This window comes from Billgrantia antri (assembly GCF_017868935.1).
Classification (GTDB): Bacteria; Pseudomonadota; Gammaproteobacteria; order Pseudomonadales; family Halomonadaceae; genus Halomonas; species Halomonas antri.
On record NZ_CP053383.1, the window covers coordinates 1,631,238 to 1,650,532 of the forward strand.

The following is a 19,295-nucleotide window of genomic DNA, read 5'->3' on the forward strand; positions in this document are numbered from 1 at the left end:
CTCGTCGCCTTTTCGCCTCGGCCAATGAGATTCATCATGTATCCAAGTGATCATTTGAAAAATGCCCCGCTGGGGCGCGAGTCCGCCTACCCGGAACACTACGATGCCGGGCTGCTCTATCCCATTCCCCGCGCCGCCAACCGCGCGCCGCTGGGTATCGAGGAGGGCAGGCTGCCCTTCGTCGGTGAGGACGAGTGGCACGCCTTCGAGGTGAGCTGGCTCAACGGTCGCGGCAAGCCGATGGTCGCCGTGGCGCGCTTCCGCCTGCCGGCCGAGTCGCCCAACCTGATCGAGTCGAAGTCCTGGAAGCTCTATCTCAACAGCTTCAACCAGACCCGCTTCGACAGCCGCGAGCAGGTGATCGAGACTCTTGAGCGCGATCTGGCGAAGGCGGCCGGCGCCCCGGTGGCCGTTGAGCTGTTCGATGTCGACAACGTGGCGCTCGCCGTCTGTCAGCTACCGGGCGAATGTTTGGACGAGCTCGATATCGAGATCGACGCCTACACGCCCAGCGCCGAGCACCTGCAGGTCGGCGAGAAGATCGTCGAGGAGACGCTCTACTCGCATCTGCTCAAGTCCAACTGCCCGGTCACCGGCCAGCCCGATTGGGGCAGCGTGCTGATTCGCTATCGTGGCCCCAAGCTCGACCGCGAGGGCCTGCTGCGCTACCTGATTGGCTATCGGCAGCATCAGGATTTCCATGAACACTGCGTCGAGCACATCTTCATGGACCTGAGGGCCCGCGCGAAGCCCGAGCGGCTGCTGGTGCTGGCGCGCTATGTGCGCCGCGGTGGGCTCGACATCAGCCCCTGGCGCGCCACGCCGGGAGAGCGCCCGCCGGAGCCGCTGCGCTTGGCGCGGCAGTAAGCTCGGCACGACAGTCAAAATTCCAACTGGTAAAGTTCGGTCAATACTTCTTCGGCTGACAAGGGAATCGTATGGACGCACTCACCCTGTTGCACCAGCGCAGCTCAATGGGCAAGTTGACCGGTCCGGCGCCGAGCCCCGAGCAGATGGAGGCGATCTATCGCGCCGCGCTGCGCGCGCCGGACCACAAGGAGCTGCGGCCCTGGCGCTTCATCGAGTTTTCCGGTGAGGGCCTCGAGCGGCTGGGCGAGCTCTTCGCCGAAGCCGAGTATCGCGAGGACCCCAGCATCGAGGACGCCGCCCTGGACGCCGCGCGCAAGAAACCGCTGCGCGCGCCGATGGTCATCGCCGTGATTGCCAAGGTCACGCCCGACGTGGAGAAGGTGCCCAAGATCGAACAGGTGATCTCCGCCGGCTGTGCCGGCCACGCCATCCTGCTCGCCGCCCATGCCCAAGGGCTCGGTGCCATGTGGCGCAGCGGCAAGTACGCCTTCGACTCCACCGTTCGCAAGGGGCTCGGCCTGGAGGAAGAGGACGAGCTGATCGCCTTCATCTACCTGGGGCAGCTCGGCGGACGCCACAAGCCCATCGCCGAGCATCGTATCAGCGACTTCGTCGAACGCTGGACCTGACCCATGCGAGAAGTCGGCGTTCCCCATCCGCGTTTACCGCTGCCCGAATCCGGCGAGCGAGACGATCCGCAGGTATTCCTCGCCTGGCTCGGTGACGCCATTCCCATGGTCGAGCACCTCGGCATCCGCGAGATGCGCCGGGAAGGGGAGCGCTTGGTGTGGGAGCTTGCGCTCGTGCCCAACCTCAACGACAAGGGCACCGGCTTCGGCGGGGCGCTCACCGCCCAGACCACCCTGCTGGGCTGGTGCTGGACCACGTTGTGGTTGCGCCAGCGCGGCCACGCCCGCGACGTCGTGGTGGCCGAGGCCCACCAGCGTTTCCTGGCGCCGGTGACCGGTGACTACCGCCTGACCTGCGAGCCTGAGAGCGGGCAGGGGCCCGAGACGCTGGCGGAACGCCTGGCGAGCCGTGGGCGCGGTCGTATCGCTCTCGTTCAGCAGCTTTGGTGCGGCGACATTCTGTGCCTCGAAGCCCACGGCGACTACGCCGTGCTGCCTGCTAGCTGACGGCCCGCAAGCCGAAAACCGGCTTGCAAACGCGTACTTAAGCCGTTAGAATTTGCGCCGTTCTGACGCACAAGGCGCAGCCAAACGGCGTGAGGACCATAATGTGGAGGGGTGTCCGAGTGGTCGAAGGAGCACGCCTGGAAAGTGTGTAAGTCGAAAGGCTTCGAGGGTTCGAATCCCTCCCCCTCCGCCACGAGATTCCCAAAAAACCGGCTCAATGAGCCGGTTTTTTTGTGCCTGCTGTGCGGAAGCTGTCAGAGCATAATCGCCTGGCGTGCATTTGCACCGCTCAAATGCTGGCCAGCGCGAACATTGCCACCCCCAGCGCCAGACCGACGCCGATGGCGGCTAAGCGGCGGGCGCGGCGACGGTCCTGGCGCGATGGGCCGGCGGCGTAGTCGAAGCGTTCGTAAAGGATGCGGTCCATCGGCATGCCGACGTCGAGAAGCGCATCCGAAACCGCCGTGACCATTCCGCCGGGGCCGCACATGAGCACGACAGAACGTGCCGGGTCGAGCCCTTCGAAAAGCGTGGACAGCCGTTGTCGATCGAGCCGGCCGACCTCGCCGCGGTAGTCCGGGGCGGGGGATTCGGAAAGCAGGAGCACGCGAAGGTCGAGGTGCGCGCGGGCCGCCTCGATTTCGCCGAGGCAGGCGAAGTTCGCCGGGGCACCCACGGCGTAGGCGAGCCGCACGGGACGCCGCTCGCCCCGTGCCAGCATGTCGCGTAGCAGCCCCATGATCGGCGCGATGCCGACGCCGCCCGCGATCAGTATCACTGCCTCGGCTTCGCTGCCCTCCAGTACGAACTCGCCGTAGGGGCCGTCGAGCCCGATTGGCGTGCCGGGTTCGAGTTCGCCCACCTTGCTGGTGAAGTCGCCCACCTCCTTGATGATCAGCCTAGTGCCGGGGTCGAGGGGGCTGTCGGATAGCGAAAAGGGGTGGTCCAGGAGCGGAAACCGTCGCCGCCCGACGGTCAGCCAGACGAACTGGCCAGCGCGGTAGACCAGTGGGGGCGTGCCGGGGGCGGGCTCGACCTGCAGCTCCCACATTCGATCGGCGACGCGCGAGACGCCGGTGAGTCGCCAGGGCCGCCGGTGCAGCTTGAGCCAACGCCAGCCATAGAGCACGCCGACGACCACCGCGACAGCGGCCCCTGCTGCGAGCCAGAGGGATGGCAGGGGCGAGGCGGCGGTGAACCGGCCTGCCGCGAACGCATGGTGCAGGCTGCCCGCCACCGCCAGGACGCCGAGGGGCAGGTGCGTGGCCCGCCAGACCTCGTAGGGCCAGGGCAGCTGCTCGCGCAGCAGCGAGGTGACGAGCAGCAGGGCGAAAGCGGCCCAGGCCACGACGCCGCTGCGGTAGTGCGGTGAGGTTAGGTAGATCTCGAGCCGCTCGTATCCCAGCGTCGGTGCCTCGAGCCAGGTGGGTAGCACGTAGAGCAGCGGATGCAGCACCACGGCGACCAGTACCCACCACGCCGCGATCTTGTGGAACGCCATGATCTTGTCGATGCCGAGATGGCGCGAAACGATGTCGAAGCGGCCCGAGGTCACGAACTGCACCGCCATCGCGACGACCGCGGCCATGCCGAGCGCCGCCGCCGCCCGCTCCCAATGATCGCCCGGCGCGGCGCGGCCGAACAGCGCCACCGCGAGCGGTAACAGCACAATGCCCAGATAGAGCACGGCAAGGGCGGGGCCCGGTAGGCGAATCGCATGGCGGCCGGTCTCATGGGAGGTGCTGTCTAGGGGGTTTGTCATCGTGTTTCCGAATGTAAGTCCCTCGTCTATGATCGAAGATAGACCAAACCCGCACGACACGGGCATCGGGCGCCGTGGCAACAGGTCGCGGGCAGCAGGAGGTGGCCTGTGTTCAGACTAGCTATCCATCGCATCGCGGTAGTTGCGACGCTTGCACTGGCATCTACTGCCTTGGCACAGAAGGAGGATGCAGCCATCTCCTCAATCGTTGAGGCGTGGCTCGCGGCGCCGCACGGCGACTATCGTTCGCCTGCATTTACGCACTGGAACGCCGAGGGTGAAGTGCCGACGACTTGTGCGACCTGTCACTCCGAAGCGGGTTTCATCGACTACCTGGGTGCCGATGGCAGCACGGCAGGCGTCGTCGATGCCCCCGCAGCGATCAATGTGCCGATCGGCTGCGCCTCCTGTCATACCTCCGCCGCGCATGAGCTCGATGAGGTGACGTTTCCGTCGGGCGTCAGTGTCGCGGCGCTGGGCGAATCGGCGGTCTGCTCGGTATGTCATCAGGGCCGTGCGTCCAGCGATACGGTCGCTGCGAGGGTCGAGGGCCTCGACGAGGACGCAGTCGTTTCCGAGCTCGGTTTCATCAATGTCCATTACGCCGTCGCGGCGGCGACGATGCATGGCGCGTACGTTCGCGGCGGCTACCAGTATGCCGGGCGCGATTATGTCGGTCGCTTCCATCATGTACCCAGCGTGAGTACTTGCACCTCCTGCCATGATCCACACACGACCGAGGTCGCGACCGAGCCATGCCTGACCTGTCACCGCGGTGTCGATGAGATCACCGCGATCCGCACCCGCCACGGCGACTTCGACGGCGATGGCGACACCGCCGAAGGCATTCACGGTGAGATCGAGACCCTCCGCACCCGCCTCGGCGAGGCGATCTTTCGCTACGCCGCGGAGGTTTCGGGAGAACCGATCGGCTACGCTGCGGCAACCTTCCCCTACTTCTTCCTCGACACCGACGGCGACGGTGACATCAGCGCCGACGAAGCCGTTTTCCCCAACCGCTACCAGAGCTGGACGCCGCGGCTGCTGAAGGCGGCCTACAACTTCCAGTTCTCGAAGAAGGATCCCGGTGCCTACGTGCACAATTCCGGCTATGTACTGCAACTGCTTCACGACAGTCTCGCCAGCCTGGCGGAGCGCATCGAGGTGGAAGTGCCGGCGCAACGGCGGCAGTGACTGACCTGGTTGCCTCTCGACATGGCGCTAGGCAGCATCCGCGGTACGCAAGATCAGCGCCCGGCGAGCCTGGCGAATCAGCCACAGTCCGAGCAGCGAGATTCCTCCCAGCAGGGCGAACAGCGGGGTGTAGCGTCCAACCAGGCCGTGCAGCAGGGTGACCAGTGGCAGCCCCAGCAGGACACCGCTGTAGGTGAACACCAGGCAGCCACCGGCCGCGTCGGCGATGCGCTCGGGTGGGGCCAGGTGGGTGATCTCGGCCATGAAGACACCGTTCCAGCCCAATGAAGAGAGACTCAGCAGACACAGTAGCGCGGCCACCAGCCACTGTGGCCAGGCCGGCGTCATCACCGCCACGAGCAAGGCGCCTGCGGCGGTCGTGCAGGCAATGATGGCGAGTGTGTTCAGGCGGTCGCCCAGGCGATCGCCGACCCAGCCCCAGCCGATGCGCCCCGCCACACCGCTGATCTGCACCGCAGACATCACCAGGCCGGCTTGCACCAGGCCGAAGGCGAGATCCTCGACCAACAGGGCCACGGTAAAGGCCGAGACCGACAGCTGGATGGCCGAGAAGCACAGGCTGAGCAGGGCGACATGGCGCAGCGCGCGCTGCCGCCATACCAGCAGCAGACCGGCAAAGGGGGTGACGAGCAGTTGGGTCCGCGGTTCTCGCTGGTCGTCCCACTCTTGCCGTGTGCGCTGGAGGGCGAGAATCCCCCCCGCTGCCAACCCCGTGAGCGTGAGCAGGCCGGCCTGCCAGCCCGCCGTCAGGGCAAGTGCCGGGGCGCTGGCGCCGGCCAACACCCCGCCGAGTGGCACGCCGGCCTGCTTGAGCGAGAAGATCAGCCCGCGATGCTCGGCTGGGGTGAAGCGCACCAGCAGCACCGAGGCGGAAGGGTTGGTCATGCCGTAGCCCAGTCCGGCAATCAGGGAGGCCAGCGCGAAGAGCGGCAGCGACGGAATGGCCAGCAGAGCGGCCGCGCTGCCCAACAGGCCCAGCGAGAGCTGACTGGTACGGCACGGGCCCAGGCGTCGGGTCAACGGCCCGCCGATCATCGATGACAGCATGGCGCCGGCGAAGATCAGGCTGACCTGCAGGCCCACCGTGGCCGAGGAGACTCCCAGCGCTGCTGCCAGTTCCGGGGCGATGGCGGCAGGAAAAAGCGCCACCAGCGAGGAGAAGGCCAGCACCAGGGTGGTGGCCAGCAGGACGATCAGCGGCACGGCGTCAGCAAACCTTCTCGCGGGGAACCTGACGCAGGTGGCTGGCGGTTTGGCCGCCGGGTAGCGCGGCGATCCGGTCGGCGGCTTCGAGCAGCTTCGGCAGTGAAATTCCGGTCTCTACCTCGCCACCGTTCAGGGCGTAGAGCAGGTCCTCGGTGGCGGTGTTGCCGGTGGCGCCGGGGGCGAAGGGGCAGCCGCCCAGGCCTGCACAGGCGGTGTCCACCGCCGTGGCACCATGGTGGATGGCGAACAACGCATTGGCCACGCCCATGCCGTAGGTATCGTGGCCATGGAAGGCCCAAGCCAGCCCCGGATGAGCGTGACCCTCACGCAGGCGGGAGAAGTGGTCGGCCACCTGGTAGGGGCTGGCGCGGCCGGTGGTGTCGCACAGGGCCACCTCCAGCGGCAGATCGCCGACCAATTCGAGCGCCCTGCCGAGCACGCGACCGACCTGCTGCCAGGTAACGGTGCCCTCGAAAGGGCAGTCGAAGCTGGTGCCCAGGTCAAGGCGCAAGCGGGTGCCTTCGCTCTGGCGCAGGCACTCGATGACCCGGCCCAGGTCTTCCAGCGACTCGTCGGGGCTGCGCCGCACATTGCTGTGGTTGTGCGACTCCGATACCGAGACCACGTAGACCACCTCGCGGATGCCGCAGGCTAGCGCCAGTTCGGCGCCCTTGAGATTGGGCACCAGCGCCGAGAGGCGCACGTCAGGTCGGTCGGCGAAGGCCGCCACCAGTGTGCCAGTGTCCGCCATCTGCGGGATGGCCTTGGGGCTTACGAAAGAGCCGATCTCCAGGCGCGTCACCCCGGCGTCGAGCAGCGCCTCGATGCAGCGCCGCTTGTCGACGGTGGGCAGCGGGTCGCGAATCGACTGGAAGCCGTCACGGGGGGCGACCTCGACGATTTCCACGTGTGGCGGTGGCTTGAGTGCCGTCATGACACGCTCTCCTTGGTAGACGAGGTACCGCGTTGCCGTAGCCAGTTGATCACACCGCCGGCGGTTAGAATGGCCACCTGGCGCGGGCTCAGCTCATGCACGAGCTCGAGCGAAGCGCCGTCGAGCGTGGCCTGGAGGCGCCCTCCGGCGGCCAATTGGCGAGGCAGGTCGTCGATGACCAGAGTCTGCCCCTGCTCGATCCGGTCGTAATCCGTCGGGTCGGCGAAGGTCAGCGGCAACACCCCGAAGCAGGGCAAGTTCTGCCAGTGGATCCGCGCAATGCTTTTGGCAATCACCACCTGCAGGCCGAGCAGTCGTGGCACCAGCGCGGCGTTCTCGCGACTCGAGCCCTGCCCGTAGTTGCTGCCGCCGATGATGGCGTGCCCCGCATCGCCGCGCTCCCTGGCGCGCGCCACGTAATCCGGGGCCAGCGCCTCGAAGGTGTGCTCGGCCGAAGCATGGACGTTGCTCCACAGCGGCAGCACGCGTGCGCCGGCGGGCATGATGTCGTCGGTCGAGACGTTGTCGCCGGTCTTGAGCAGGATGGGAACCTCGATGCGCTCGGGCGGCGGGTTCAGCACCGGTAGCGGCGGCGTGTTGTCGGTGGCGAGCAGCGACACGTGCCGTGCGCGCTCGGGAGGCAGCGGCGGCACGAACCAGTTGTCGCTTAGCGTCATGCGCGCCGGCTCGCGCACGCGCGGGTAGGGCATGGCAAGGGTGCGCGGGTCGGTGATCGTGCCCGTTAGGGCAGAGGCCGCTGCGGTTTCCGGGCTGCACAGGAAGACGCTGTCCTCCCGGGTGCCGGAGCGACCGGGGAAGTTACGCGGTACGGTGCGCAGGCTGTTGCGCCCGGCCGCGGGGGCCTGACCCATGCCGATACAGCCGTTGCAGCCCGGCTGGTGCAGGCGCGCGCCGGCTTCGACCAGGGCGGTGAGGTGGCCTTCGGAGATCAGCGCAGACAGCACCTGGCGAGTCGAGGGGTTGATGTCCAGCGAAACCTCGCTGGACACGCGGCGCCCCTTGACGATCTCGGCCACCACCGCGAAATCGCGATAGCCGGGATTGCCGGAGGAGCCGATATAGGCCTGATGCAGCGGCTCTCCCGCGACCTGGGCGACAGGGACCACCTTGTCGGGGCTGGAGGGCAGCGCGATCAGCGGCTCCAGCGTCGCGAGGTCGATAAGCTCGTCGCGCTCATAGCGACAGCCCGAGTCGGCAGCCAGCGGCTGCCAGTCGGCCTCGCGACCGCGCGAACGCAGGAAATCGCGAGTCACCGCATCGCTGGGAAAGACGCTGGCAGTGGCGCCCATTTCGGTCCCCATGTTGGCCAGCACATGGCGATCCATGGCGTCCAGGGCGGCCAGGCCGGGGCCGTGGTACTCGAGAATGCAGTTCCTGGCTCCGGCGACGCCGTGGCGGCGCAGCAGCTCGAGAATCACATCCTTGGCACTGACCCACTCGGGCAGCTCGCCCTCCAGGCGGACGCCGATGACCTCGGGCATCGGCAGGTAAAGCGGCTCGCCGGCCATGGCCATGGCTACCTCGATGCCACCGGCACCGATGGCTAGCATGCCCAGGGCGCCGGCGGCAGTGGTGTGGCTGTCGCAGCCCACCAGGCTCTGGCCGGGCACGCCGAAACGCTCCATGTGTACGGGGTGACTGATGCCGTTGCCCGGCCCGCTGTACCACACGCCGAGGCGTTCGCAGGCGCTCTTCAGGAACAGGTGGGCATCGGCGTTGATGTTGTCCGGCTGCAGCAGGGTATGGTCGATGTATTGCACGCTGGACGTGGTGTGAACTCGTTCCAGGCCCATGGCGTCGAGCTCGAGCATGACCAGGGTGCCGAGAATGTCCTGCAGCAGCGCCTGATCCATGCGCAGGGCAATCTCCTGACCTGGTTCCATCTCGCCACCCACCAGGTGGCTCCGGATCAGCTTGTGACTCAGGGTGTCAGCCATGCGGCACCTCCTGGTCGAGATCGTGGCGCAGTCGGGGCAGGGCGCGCACGGCATCCATCAGGAACTGCAGGCCGAGCATGGCAAAGCCGATGGGTAGCAGAGCGTAGGGAAAGACCATTGGCGTGCCCAGCGAACTCGAGACGCGCTCGCCATATTCGAAGGCCTGGTGGGCCATGATGCCCCCGCGCCACACCATGATGGCGCAGAACACCATGCCGAGCAGACCCGTGGCGATGTCGATCGCGGCGCGGCTGCGTGGCGGCAGCTTGTCCTTGAAGAAAGTAATGCGTATATGCGCGTCGTGGCGCTGGGCTTCGGCAGCACCGATCACGGCCAGGTAGACCAGCAGGAAGGAGTTGATCTCCAGGCTCCAGCTGGTCGGGGCCGCGAAGGCGTAGCGCATGATGGCGTCGTAGCAGATCGACACCATCATGAACACCAGCACCGCCATCGAGGTCCAGCGCAGGACGGCCATCAGGCCGTCCCAGCTGCGCGTGGCAGAAGCGGTCATGGGCGCTCTCCTCATGCCTCGCCCAGGGCCAGTGCAATGGCACGGCTGCCGACTTCTTCGCCGACCTCACCCTTCCAGTGGTCCCAGACATCCTGGACGCCGGCATTGAAGGTCTCGATATCTTCCTCCGTGGGCTCGATGATCTCGACGCCTGCCTCTTCCACCTGCGGCCAGTACTCGTTGGGATAGATGTCGTTGTTGCAGTGTTCGATGAAGTTCTCGTCGTACCAGTCGGCGGCCTGCTGCAGCACACCGCGGACGTCGTCATCGAGATTGTCCCAGGTGTCACGCAGCATGAACGGCGCCACCGAGAAGCCGGTGATCGGTAGCTTGTAGCAGTACTTGAGCTGCTCCTGGAGGCTGCGTCCGATGACGGTCGAGATGTTGAAGATGCCCGCATCCACGGTGCCGCGCTGCAGTGCCATGTAGGTTTCCGAGGAGGGGATGCGGGTCGCACCCACGTTGTAGGGTTCGAAGGCCTGCGTGGCCTCGAAGCCGACGATGCGAACCTTCTTGCCGCGTACCTCATCGAGCCTGCGGATCGGGCTTGCCTCTGTACTCCACAGGTACTCGGGCTCGAGAATGCCGCCACCGGAGGTGAGCATGTAGAGGTTCTCTTCGGCCAACACCTCGTTGATCAGCTCCATGAGCGGGCTGCCCTGACGCAGGCGTTCCGGGTGACGGTAGAGCTCGCCCACCACGCCGGGAAGACCGGTCACGCCGAGAATGGGGATCGAGCGGGTGATGTAGGAGAAGGTGTGGAACATGAAGTCGATGCTGCGCGCGCGCAGCGCGGGAAGCTGTTCGTCCACCTTGAGCAACTGGCCGGAGTCGTAGAACTCCACCGACAGCACGTCGCCGCCGTTTTCCTGGAGCATCTCCACGAAGCGATTGGAGCCGTAGGTCAATGCCTTGTAGGAATCTGGCAGATAGGTGACCCCGGTGAGAGTGGCGGCGGCTCGGCTGTGGGGAGCGAACAGGCTCTGGGTGCCGAACAGGGTGGCGCCGGCGGTGGCAAAGGTACCGTATTTGAGGACTTGGCGACGGGACAAGGTCATGGTGAATCTCCTGCTTGTTGTTGTAGCGGTTCATTTCACTGACGTTGCTACGCCGGGGCTACATCAGCCCCGGCAACCACAGGCTGATGCTGGGCATGAATACGAACAGCATCAGCACGAGGAACTGCACGGCGACGAATGGCAGGGCGCTCTTGATGATCTCTTCCACCGAGAGTTCGGGACAGACCCCGCGCAGGGCGTAGAGATTGAGTCCTACCGGCGGGGTGACAACGGCGATCTCCAGGTTGAGCACCATGACGATGCCGAACCACAGCGGGTCGTAGCCCAGCGCGGTGACCAGCGGCAACAGCACGGGCGTGGTCACCACGATCAATGAGACGGCATCGACGATCATGCCCAGCAGGATCAGCAGCAGCATGACCGCCAGCAGAATCGCCCAGGCGGGCAGGCCGGTGGCGGTGAGCGCCTCGGTGAGCAGCTGCGGTACTCGCACCATGTTGAGGTAGTCGCCGAAAATCTTGGCACAGCCGATGATCAGCAGAATGGCGCCGCTGATGCGGGCGGTGGTGCCGAGGATCTCGAGGAACTTGGCCCAACTGAGGCTGCGAAATACCAGGGTGGCGATCAGGAAGGCGCCGGCCGCACCGATGCCGGCGGCCTCGCTGGGGGTGGCCAGGCCCGAGTAGATTGAACCCAGCACGGCGATCACCAGCAGGGCGGCATGCCAGATATTGGCAAGGCTCTCCCAGCGCTGCTTCCAGGTGAAGCGCTCGTCGCTGGCCGGCGCTTCGGCCGGGTTCAGGCGCACGCGAATATATATGAATAGCGACAGGGCCAGCGCCAGCACGATGCCGGGCACGATGCCGCCGATGAAAAGGTCGGCCACCGAGACACTGGATACCGCACCATAGATGATGAAGGGCACGCTCGGGGGTATCAGCATGGCCAGCGCCCCGGCGCTGACTACGGCACCGGCCGCCAGCGAGCGGCTATAGCCGCGCTGGAGCATCTGTGGCACGGCGATGGATCCCACCGCGGCGACACCGGCGAGGCTTACCCCGGAGACGGCGCCGAACATCGCCGAGGCGCCCACCGAGGAGATCGCCAGGCTGCCACGCAGCCAGTTGAGCCAGCGTACAGCGGCGGTGAACAGGCTCGAACCGACCGGTGTCGCTCCCAGAAAGTTGCCCATCAGGATGAACAGCGGCAGGGCGATCAGTTCGAAGGCGTTGAGCTGGCCGAACAGCGACGACGGGGCGAAGAAGAACGCCAGCGAGCCGCGGGCCATGTAGAGTCCGATCAGGCCGGATAGCCCGAGGGCGAGGAAGATCGGAAAACCGATGGCGATCAGCGCGACAAGAACGATCAGAACGATGACGGGATCCATGGCGACCTCCTCAGATCACGCCATCGGCGCGCAGGGCCTCGATGGCTTCGGCAGTGAGGCCGATCCAGTCGGAGAGCACGGCCTCGGTATGCTCGCCCAGCACCGGCCCCACATGCCTGACTCGCCCCGGCGTTTCGGATAGGCGAGGGAAGACGTTCTGCATGGGCAGGGGGCGGCCACTGCGATCGGCGACCTGAACGATCGCCTCACGGGCCTGGAAGTGGGGGTCGTCGAGCATGTCGGGTGCGCGGTAGACGAGCCCTGCCGGCACTCCGGCATCGGCCAGGATGTCGACCACTTGCTGAGCATCGTGCTGTCGCGTCCAGGCGGCGACCAGGTCGTCGATGGCCTGTTGGTTGTCGCCGCGCGCGCGATGGGTGGCGTAATCGGGATGATCGGCCAGGCGCGGTTGCCCCATCGCCTCGCACAGGCGCCGGAACACGGTGTCCTGGTTGGCGCCGATAATCACATCGCGTCCGTCTCGCGCCGGGTAGGCATTGGACGGGGCGATCTTGGGCAGGAAACTGCCGCTGCGTTCGCGCACCTTGCCGGCGCGGGCATATTCTGGGATCAGGCTCTCCATCATCGCCAGCACCGATTCGAAGATCGAGCTGTCGACCACCTGGCCGCGACCGGTACGGTCGCGCTGATGCAGCGCCATCATGGCGCCCAGGGCGGCATGCAGCCCGGCCAGTGTATCGCCCAGCGAGATGCCCACGCGCACCGGAGGGCGATCCGGGTAGCCGCTCAAGTAGCGCAGCCCACCCATGGCCTCGCACACCGAGGCGAAGCCGGCGCGCGAGGCATAGGGGCCGTCCTGGCCGAAGCCGGTAACGCGCACCATCACCAGGCCTGGGTGGTGGCGGGAAAGCTCGGCGTAGCCCAACCCCCAGCGCTCCATGGTGCCAGGACGAAAGTTCTCTACCACCACGTCGGCCTGTGCGGCCAGCTCGCGTAGCAACGCCTGGCCGCGTGGTTGGCGCAGGTCGAGGGTCACGGACTGCTTGTTGCGGCCGATCACGTTCCACCACAGCGGCTCGCCGCTGTGAGGGTCTTCCTCGCCCCACTGGCGCATGGCATCGCCCTTGCCGGGTGGCTCGACCTTGATCACCTGAGCGCCGAAGTCGGCGAGCACCTGGCCACAGTAGGGACCGGCAATCAACTGGCCGAGCTCGAGCACCTTGATGTCATTGAGGGGGAGCGGGGAAGGGGTTGAGCTGTCGTATGTCGTCATTATTGTTGTACTGCCTCTTTTTGGGATTCTGGTCAGCCGGAAGCTACCGGCGGCTCGTCAGGCAAGTCGGGAAAGCGGACATGCAGGGCCTGAGCGGCCAGTAGATGAGAGCGCATCACATTCTCGGCCCATGTGGGGCTGTTGGCGGTGATGGCTTCGAGGATCTCGCGATGGTGGCGCATGCTGCGGCGCAGGTTGGCCAGGTCGTAGTTGCCGAAGTTGCGCCGGATCACCGAGGTCCGCACCACGCTGTCCAGCACGGCTGCCAGTCGCTGGTTATCGCTTGCCGCGATCAGCTCGCGGTGAAACTCATGATTGAGCAGTGCGATTTCGTTGCGCACTTCCGGTTCGAGTTCGATCCGCTCGACGAGGGCTTCCATACGGCTGGCCAGGGTTTCGAGATGAGCCAGATGGGTTCGGTCCATCCGCTCGCTGGCCAGTCTCACTGCCATTGGTTCGAGCACCAGGCGAAGCTCGAAGACTTCCTGAGCGTCCTTCTCCGTCCAGGCCACGACTCGTGCACCGTGGTGCGGGATGGCTTCCAGCCAGCCCTCGGACACCAGTTCGCGCAGTGCCTCGCGCACGGGGGTGCGGCTCACGCCGAGCTCGCGGGCAATACTCGCCTCGCGCACGTATTCCCTGGCCTGGTAGTGACCGTCAAGAATCCGCTGCTTGATCACGTTATGCACTTCGGACGTGGCGGTTCGTACCGTAGCGGGTGCTTTGACAATAGCGGGTAGCGACATCGTTGCCTCGTGAATTGCATGCAATATTGACTATAGGTTGTGTATTTGAGCGGTGGCATCTCGACATTGGTCTAAGATTGCATGCAATTTACCCGTGAGGTGCTATCGCAGAGACGTGGCGATTCGCGCTGGTCAAGGCCAGCACGAGGCGCCGCGGCGCACCGCTGAAATGACGCTGGCTCGGTCTGTTTTCTGATTCGATACGGAGTGGATCAGTGGAAGCGGTAACCTGCGTATGAGGCAAGCTCATGCTCTCGGCGTAAGCGTTTCGCTTACATGATTTGTCGGCAATTTCCTACACGCCGCCATATCTCAGGTTAACGGTACTTTGCCGGCCGGCTGCCATGCTTGTTATCAAGGGCAAGGATGCTCCGCAGGGATGCCGGGTCAGGACGACGCACTCTACAAGGAGGTTCGGTCAGGACGACCGAGTACGAAAGCAAGGAAGCGAGGGTACGGCCCGGCCGCAAGGCCGGGCTCCTCGTTTGGCCGCCTTCTTTTCTTCCCCAGAAGCTTCTCCTTTCTGAGTGGTGCGCACTGCCTATCGAGTCGTTGGCCTTTTGGCCTGAAAGGTCGGCTTGGCGATTCTCTAAGACAAGAAAAGCCTTCGTTTTATGGCTAAATCTTTTCTTTTCCTTAATCGTCATACAGGAGAAGATGGAGAGTCGGCTGCCATGGGAACGAAGGGGGCGCCGCCGCTTGAGCAGAGCAATGAGCTGTAGAGGTAGTCGTATCGGCAACGGGCATCGGGCTACTTTAGTAATCTCTGCTATAAATAAGCGTATCCTTCCAACAGGTGACGGGATGTCCAATTCAGACTGGCTGGTCAAGGCTCGTCGACTCGTGCTCGCCGGGGTATGGGCCGGCCTGCCGCCGATGGCGTTCGCCTCCGCTGACACAGGGGCCATGCCGGCTGTCGATTGGGGCATGGTTGCGCTGGGCATGGTGCCGCTCATGGCGCTGACGGGCTTGCTATATCGTCGCCGGTTGCGCAACGAAATCGAACGGCTGCAGGCCAGCCACGAAGAACTGACGACCATTCTCGATAGTGTCGATGCCTGTATCTACGTCAAGTCGAGCGATTTTCGCTATCAGTACGTCAATCGCAAGGGCAGCGAGATCGTGGGCCTGCCGGCGGAGTCGGTCCTGGGCAAGACCGACAGCGACCTCTTCGATTCTGTCACCGCAGCGGAACTGCGTTTCAACGACCAACGAGTTCTGGAGCAGGGCGAGAAAGTCGTGGTGGAAGAGGGGTACGTCCAGGGCCGGGACGAATCCGTCTTCACCTTCCTCTCGATCAAGCTGCCGCTGCGTCGGGCCGACGGCTCTATTCGTGCACTGTGCGGCATCTCCACCGATGTGACCGAATACCGCGACATACAGGAGAGCAAGCACCGGCTGACGTTCTACGACTCGCTGACCGGGCTGCCCAACCGGCGCCTGCTGCTCGACCGCCTGGAGATGGTGGTCAAGGGTACACGTCGCAGCGAGCGCTATGCGGCCCTGCTCTTCATCGACTTGGATGACTTCAAGGTCATCAACGAGACCCAGGGGCTGCAGCGAGGCGATCGTTTTCTGCGCCTGGTGGCGCAGAAGCTGGAAGAGGTCGTGCGAGAGAGCGATACCTTGGCACGACTTGGGGCCGATGAGTTCGTGCTGTTGATACACGACCTGGGCCTCGACGTGGAACAGGCGGCTCACGCTGCCGAACGCGTGGCCGAGAAGTTGCTGGGCCAGATCTCGAGCGCCCAGGCCGAGGACGAACAGGTGCTGACGCTGCCGATCTCGGCGAGCATCGGCATCACCCTGTTCGCCAACGGCCAGGCCAACGTCGACAGCGCCATGCGTCAGGCCGACATGGCATTGCAGCAGGCCAAGATGGCGGGTGGCAACACCCTGCGCTTCTTCAATGCCGACATGCAGGCTGATGTAATGGAGCGGGTCCATCTGGAGGCCGACCTGCACCAGGCACTGGCTCGCGACGAGCTGCGCCTGCACTACCAGGTTCAGGTGGATGATGCCGCCAAGGTGACCGGCGTCGAGGCGTTGCTTCGCTGGGAGCATCCACAACGTGGCCTGGTACCACCCGGGATGTTCATTCCGCTGGCCGAGAAAAACCGGCTGATTCTGCCGATCGGCTACTGGGTGTTGGAAACCGCCTGCTGCCAGCTGGCCGTGTGGGCGCAGGAGAGCGGCAAGGAGACGCTGACGATTTCGGTCAACGTCAGCTCGGTGCAGTTCCACCAGCCCGACTTCGTTGCCCGCGTTCAGCATACCCTCGAGAGAACGGGAGCCGACCCCGCGCGGCTGGTACTGGAAGTCACCGAGAGCCTGCTGATGGAGGAGCCGGAGCGGGTGCGCAACATCATGCTGCGCCTCAGCAAGCTCGGCATACGCTTTTCTCTCGATGATTTTGGCACCGGCTACTCATCGCTGAACTACCTGAAGCGGCTTCCCCTGGACGAGCTAAAGATCGACAAGTCGTTCATCGATGGCGTACTCGACGATCCGGTCGATGCCGCCATTGTGACGACCACCATTACGCTGGCGAACAGTCTCGGTCTCGAGGTCACGGCCGAAGGAGTCGAGACAGAGGCACAGCACCGCTGGCTGCTGGAACATGGCTGCGAGGCCTTCCAGGGGTATCTGTTTGGTCGTCCGCTGGCTCTGGATGAACTGACGCTGTCCGACCAGGCTTGCCTTTCCTCCTGAGGTGGGCGGCGCTTACGGTTCTTTCCTCTTCGGACCTCGGCTGGGGTAAGCTGGGCGTGCCGAGTCGCAGGAGAAGCTAGCTTCGCTGCCACGCCTACCTACACAACGGAGATGTTCATGTTCTTTCGACCCTTGCTTGCCGCCGCCGCGCTGGTCTTGCCGCTTACGGCGATGGCCGAGTCACCCAATATCGTGCCTGGCCAATGGCAGTTCACCAGTACGACCTCCGTCAAGGGCGACGTGCCGATTCCCGACCAGACCGACAGTCACCAGGAGTGCATCGCCCAGGGCGATATTGACGACGCCGACTTCCAGTTCCTCGAGGTGGAAGAGGGCTGTGAGCTGCTCGAACACAACGTTTCGGCGGATGGAGTCGACTACAAGATGATCTGCCGTGCCGAGGGGGGCGAGGCCAATATCGATGGACGCATGGATTTCCTGGGCGAGCGTGTCGAAGGGAGCGTGAACATCGATACCGAATCGCCGGTGGGTCAGATGCAACTACAGACTACCATCGAGGGGGAGCGTCTCGGCGATTGCTGAAGGCGTTGCCAAGCCGATGGCAGCTGGGCCACCCATGGGGTGGCCCTTGGCGTTAAGGCCGTCGTGAAAGATATCCCCTGCCTTACTGCACTGCTTCCGCCCCAGCCGAGGCGCATGAATGCAAGACGCCGTTCACTCAAGTCACGTTGACCATCCCGATTCACCTGTCTATAGCTCTAGTGATTTCCATGGAAGGCATGTGCTCGGAATGTCGAATCCAAGCGCTGTCGCGGTTATTGGAGGACAGGCATGAGTGAACAGGTCAGCGACTTCATCATCAGGCGTCTGGGTGAATGGGGCGTCAAGCGTATCTACGGTTATCCGGGAGATGGCAGCAACGGCATCATGGGGGCTCTCAATCGGGCGCAAGATCGCTTCGAGTTCATCCAGGCGCGTCATGAGGAGATGGCAGCGTTCATGGCCTGCGCCCATGCCAAGTTCACCGGCGAGGTCGGGGTCTGTACCGCGACCTCCGGGCCGGGGGCCATCCATCTACTCAACGGGCTCTACGACGCCAAGAAGGATCATCAGCCCGTCGTTGCGATTGTCGGCCAGCAGGCGAGGGCCGCCCTGGGCGGCGAGTATCATCAGGAGGTAGATCTCGTCTCGCTGTTCAAGGACGTGGCCCATGAATTCGTCTACATGGCGACCAGCCCCGCCCAGGTACGCCATCTCATTGATCGGGCGATGCGTATCGCTCTCTCGGAACGCACCGTGACCGCCATCGTCGTACCCAACGACCTGCAGTCGCAGCCGGCAGTGGAAACACCGCCGCATGCCCATGGCACGATTCACTCCGGCGTTGGCTATGTTCGCCCGCGCGTCGTTCCCCATGAAGCGGAGCTGCGCCGGGCGGCAGCCGTGCTCAATGAAGGCGAGCGAGTCGCCATCCTGGTCGGTGCCGGAGCGCTGGGTGCCACCGACGAGGTGATCCAGGTCGCGGAAAAGCTGGGTGCAGGTGTCGCCAAGGCGCTGCTGGGACGCGCCGCGCTGCCGGACGACTTGCCCTTCGTCACCGGTTCGATAGGGCTGCTGGGTACCAATGCGAGCTGGGAGTTGATGGCCAACTGCGACACGCTGCTGATGATCGGCTCGGGTTTTCCCTACTCCGAATTCCTGCCTGAAGAGGGCCAGGCACGGGGCGTACAGATCGACATCGACCCGCGCATGCTCGGCATTCGCTATCCCATGGAGGTGAATCTGGTCGGCGATAGTGTGGGCACGCTGCAGGCGCTGCTGCCGCTATTGGAGGAGAAGCACGATCGCGCCTGGCGCGAGCACATCGAGAGCAGCGTTGCGCAGTGGTGGGATGTGCTCGAGGAGCGCGCCATGGCCGACGCCGATCCGGTCAACCCGCAGCGCGTGTTCTGGGAGCTTTCACCGAAGCTCCCCGACAACTGCATCCTGACCAGCGATTCCGGCTCTGCCGCCAACTGGTATGCGCGTGATCTCAAGCTACGCCGCGGCATGATGGCCTCACTCTCCGGTGGTTTGGCTACCATGGGCAACGGCGTGCCCTACGCCATCGCCGCCAAGTTCGCCTATCCCGAGCGGGTTGCCATCGCCATGGTCGGCGACGGCGCCATGCAGATGAACGGCAACGCCGAACTGGTGACCATTGCCAGGTACTGGCAGCGCTGGAGCGATCCGCGCCTGATCGTGATGGTGTTGAACAACCAGGACCTCAACCAGGTGACCTGGGAAATGCGCGTGATGGAAGGCGATCCGAAGTACGAGGCCTCGCAGAACCTACCCGACTTTCCTTATGCGGATTATGCCGAGCTGATCGGTCTCAAGGGAATCAAGGTTACCGAGCCCGACGCGCTGGCCGGTGCCTGGGATCGCGCCTTGACGGCTGATCGTCCGGTGGTGCTGGAGGTCGTCACCGATCCCGACATTCCCCCAATTCCTCCCCACATCAAGCGCGAGCAGGCGCAGGCCTACATGTCGGCGCTGCTGCACGGCGATCCGGATGCATTGGGGACCGTCAAGGCCTCCTTCAAGCAGTTTGCGCGGCAGTTCGTGCCCAAGGTGCGCCGGCATTGAGTGAGCGTTGCCGGCG

16 protein-coding genes and 1 tRNA gene are annotated in these 19,295 nt (G+C 64.8%); 8 read left to right on the forward strand and 9 right to left on the reverse strand.

Features of this window, described 5'->3' with window-relative positions; all coding sequences use genetic code 11:
• Window positions 1-36 precede the first annotated feature (36 nt).
• The 4 genes from queF (at window position 37) to HNO53_RS07670 (ending at window position 2,199) form a co-directional block, all read left to right on the forward strand.
• Window positions 37-867 (forward strand): NADPH-dependent 7-cyano-7-deazaguanine reductase QueF, encoded by an 831-nt coding sequence (gene queF / locus HNO53_RS07655; RefSeq protein ID WP_209477530.1) that lies wholly within the window; start codon window positions 37-39, stop codon window positions 865-867.
• A gap of 71 nt (window positions 868-938) precedes the next feature.
• Window positions 939-1,499, forward strand: coding sequence for a nitroreductase family protein (locus HNO53_RS07660; RefSeq protein WP_209477531.1), 561 nt, complete (start codon window positions 939-941; stop codon window positions 1,497-1,499).
• Window positions 1,500-1,502: 3 nt separating this feature from the next.
• Window positions 1,503-2,006 carry a YiiD C-terminal domain-containing protein gene (locus tag HNO53_RS07665; RefSeq protein WP_209477532.1) on the forward strand — a complete coding sequence of 168 codons (504 nt, stop codon included), beginning with the start codon at window positions 1,503-1,505 and terminating at the stop codon, window positions 2,004-2,006.
• 105 nt (window positions 2,007-2,111) lie between these two features.
• Window positions 2,112-2,199: transfer RNA gene (locus tag HNO53_RS07670), tRNA-Ser, on the forward strand.
• 96 nt (window positions 2,200-2,295) lie between these two features.
• Here the strand turns inward: HNO53_RS07670 and HNO53_RS07675 are convergent.
• Window positions 2,296-3,768, reverse strand: coding sequence for a ferredoxin reductase family protein (locus tag HNO53_RS07675; protein WP_209477533.1), 1,473 nt, complete (start codon window positions 3,766-3,768; stop codon window positions 2,296-2,298).
• Between the two features lie 108 nt (window positions 3,769-3,876).
• On the opposite strand from HNO53_RS07675, the gene HNO53_RS07680 reads away from it, so the two are divergent.
• Window positions 3,877-4,962 carry a hypothetical protein gene (locus tag HNO53_RS07680; RefSeq protein ID WP_209477534.1) on the forward strand — a complete coding sequence of 362 codons (1,086 nt, stop codon included), beginning with the start codon at window positions 3,877-3,879 and terminating at the stop codon, window positions 4,960-4,962.
• Window positions 4,963-4,989: 27 nt separating this feature from the next.
• On the opposite strand, the gene HNO53_RS07685 is transcribed toward HNO53_RS07680, so the two are convergent.
• Genes HNO53_RS07685 through HNO53_RS07720 form a run of 8 tightly spaced genes read right to left on the reverse strand, consistent with a single transcriptional unit; the run spans window position 4,990 to window position 13,978 of the window.
• Window positions 4,990-6,186, reverse strand: coding sequence for an MFS transporter (locus HNO53_RS07685; protein WP_209477536.1), 1,197 nt, complete (start codon window positions 6,184-6,186; stop codon window positions 4,990-4,992).
• Between the two features lie 4 nt (window positions 6,187-6,190).
• Window positions 6,191-7,123 carry a hydroxymethylglutaryl-CoA lyase gene (locus HNO53_RS07690; RefSeq protein ID WP_209477538.1) on the reverse strand — a complete coding sequence of 311 codons (933 nt, stop codon included), beginning with the start codon at window positions 7,121-7,123 and terminating at the stop codon, window positions 6,191-6,193.
• Entirely contained in the window at window positions 7,120-9,081 is a 1,962-nt protein-coding gene (locus HNO53_RS07695; RefSeq protein ID WP_209477540.1) for an aconitate hydratase, read from the reverse strand. The genes HNO53_RS07690 and HNO53_RS07695 overlap by 4 nt, the downstream gene beginning before the upstream one ends.
• The gene (locus HNO53_RS07700; protein ID WP_209477542.1) at window positions 9,074-9,592 is read right to left on the reverse strand and encodes a TRAP transporter small permease subunit; all 519 of its coding nucleotides are present in this window, start codon (window positions 9,590-9,592) and stop codon (window positions 9,074-9,076) included. Before HNO53_RS07700 ends, HNO53_RS07695 begins: the two co-directional genes overlap by 8 nt.
• 11 nt (window positions 9,593-9,603) lie before the next feature.
• On the reverse strand, window positions 9,604-10,650 hold the full coding sequence (locus HNO53_RS07705) for a TRAP transporter substrate-binding protein (RefSeq protein WP_209477544.1): 1,047 nt from the start codon (window positions 10,648-10,650) through the stop codon (window positions 9,604-9,606).
• Between the two features lie 58 nt (window positions 10,651-10,708).
• Window positions 10,709-11,998 (reverse strand): TRAP transporter large permease, encoded by a 1,290-nt coding sequence (locus tag HNO53_RS07710; RefSeq protein WP_209477546.1) that lies wholly within the window; start codon window positions 11,996-11,998, stop codon window positions 10,709-10,711.
• A 10-nt stretch (window positions 11,999-12,008) separates the two neighbouring features.
• Window positions 12,009-13,232, reverse strand: coding sequence for a CaiB/BaiF CoA transferase family protein (locus tag HNO53_RS07715; protein ID WP_209477548.1), 1,224 nt, complete (start codon window positions 13,230-13,232; stop codon window positions 12,009-12,011).
• Window positions 13,233-13,264: 32 nt separating this feature from the next.
• Entirely contained in the window at window positions 13,265-13,978 is a 714-nt protein-coding gene (locus HNO53_RS07720; protein WP_209477549.1) for a GntR family transcriptional regulator, read from the reverse strand.
• Between the two features lie 804 nt (window positions 13,979-14,782).
• Here HNO53_RS07720 and HNO53_RS07725 point away from each other — a divergent pair.
• The 3 genes from HNO53_RS07725 (at window position 14,783) to HNO53_RS07735 (ending at window position 19,279) form a co-directional block, all read left to right on the forward strand.
• Window positions 14,783-16,690 carry a putative bifunctional diguanylate cyclase/phosphodiesterase gene (locus HNO53_RS07725; RefSeq protein WP_240549292.1) on the forward strand — a complete coding sequence of 636 codons (1,908 nt, stop codon included), beginning with the start codon at window positions 14,783-14,785 and terminating at the stop codon, window positions 16,688-16,690.
• Window positions 16,691-16,807: 117 nt separating this feature from the next.
• A complete protein-coding gene (locus tag HNO53_RS07730; protein ID WP_209477550.1) occupies window positions 16,808-17,233 on the forward strand; it encodes a DUF3617 domain-containing protein in 426 nt (141 codons plus the stop codon).
• 249 nt (window positions 17,234-17,482) lie between these two features.
• On the forward strand, window positions 17,483-19,279 hold the full coding sequence (locus HNO53_RS07735; RefSeq protein WP_209477551.1) for a thiamine pyrophosphate-requiring protein: 1,797 nt from the start codon (window positions 17,483-17,485) through the stop codon (window positions 19,277-19,279).
• The last annotated feature ends 16 nt before the right edge of the window (window positions 19,280-19,295 follow it).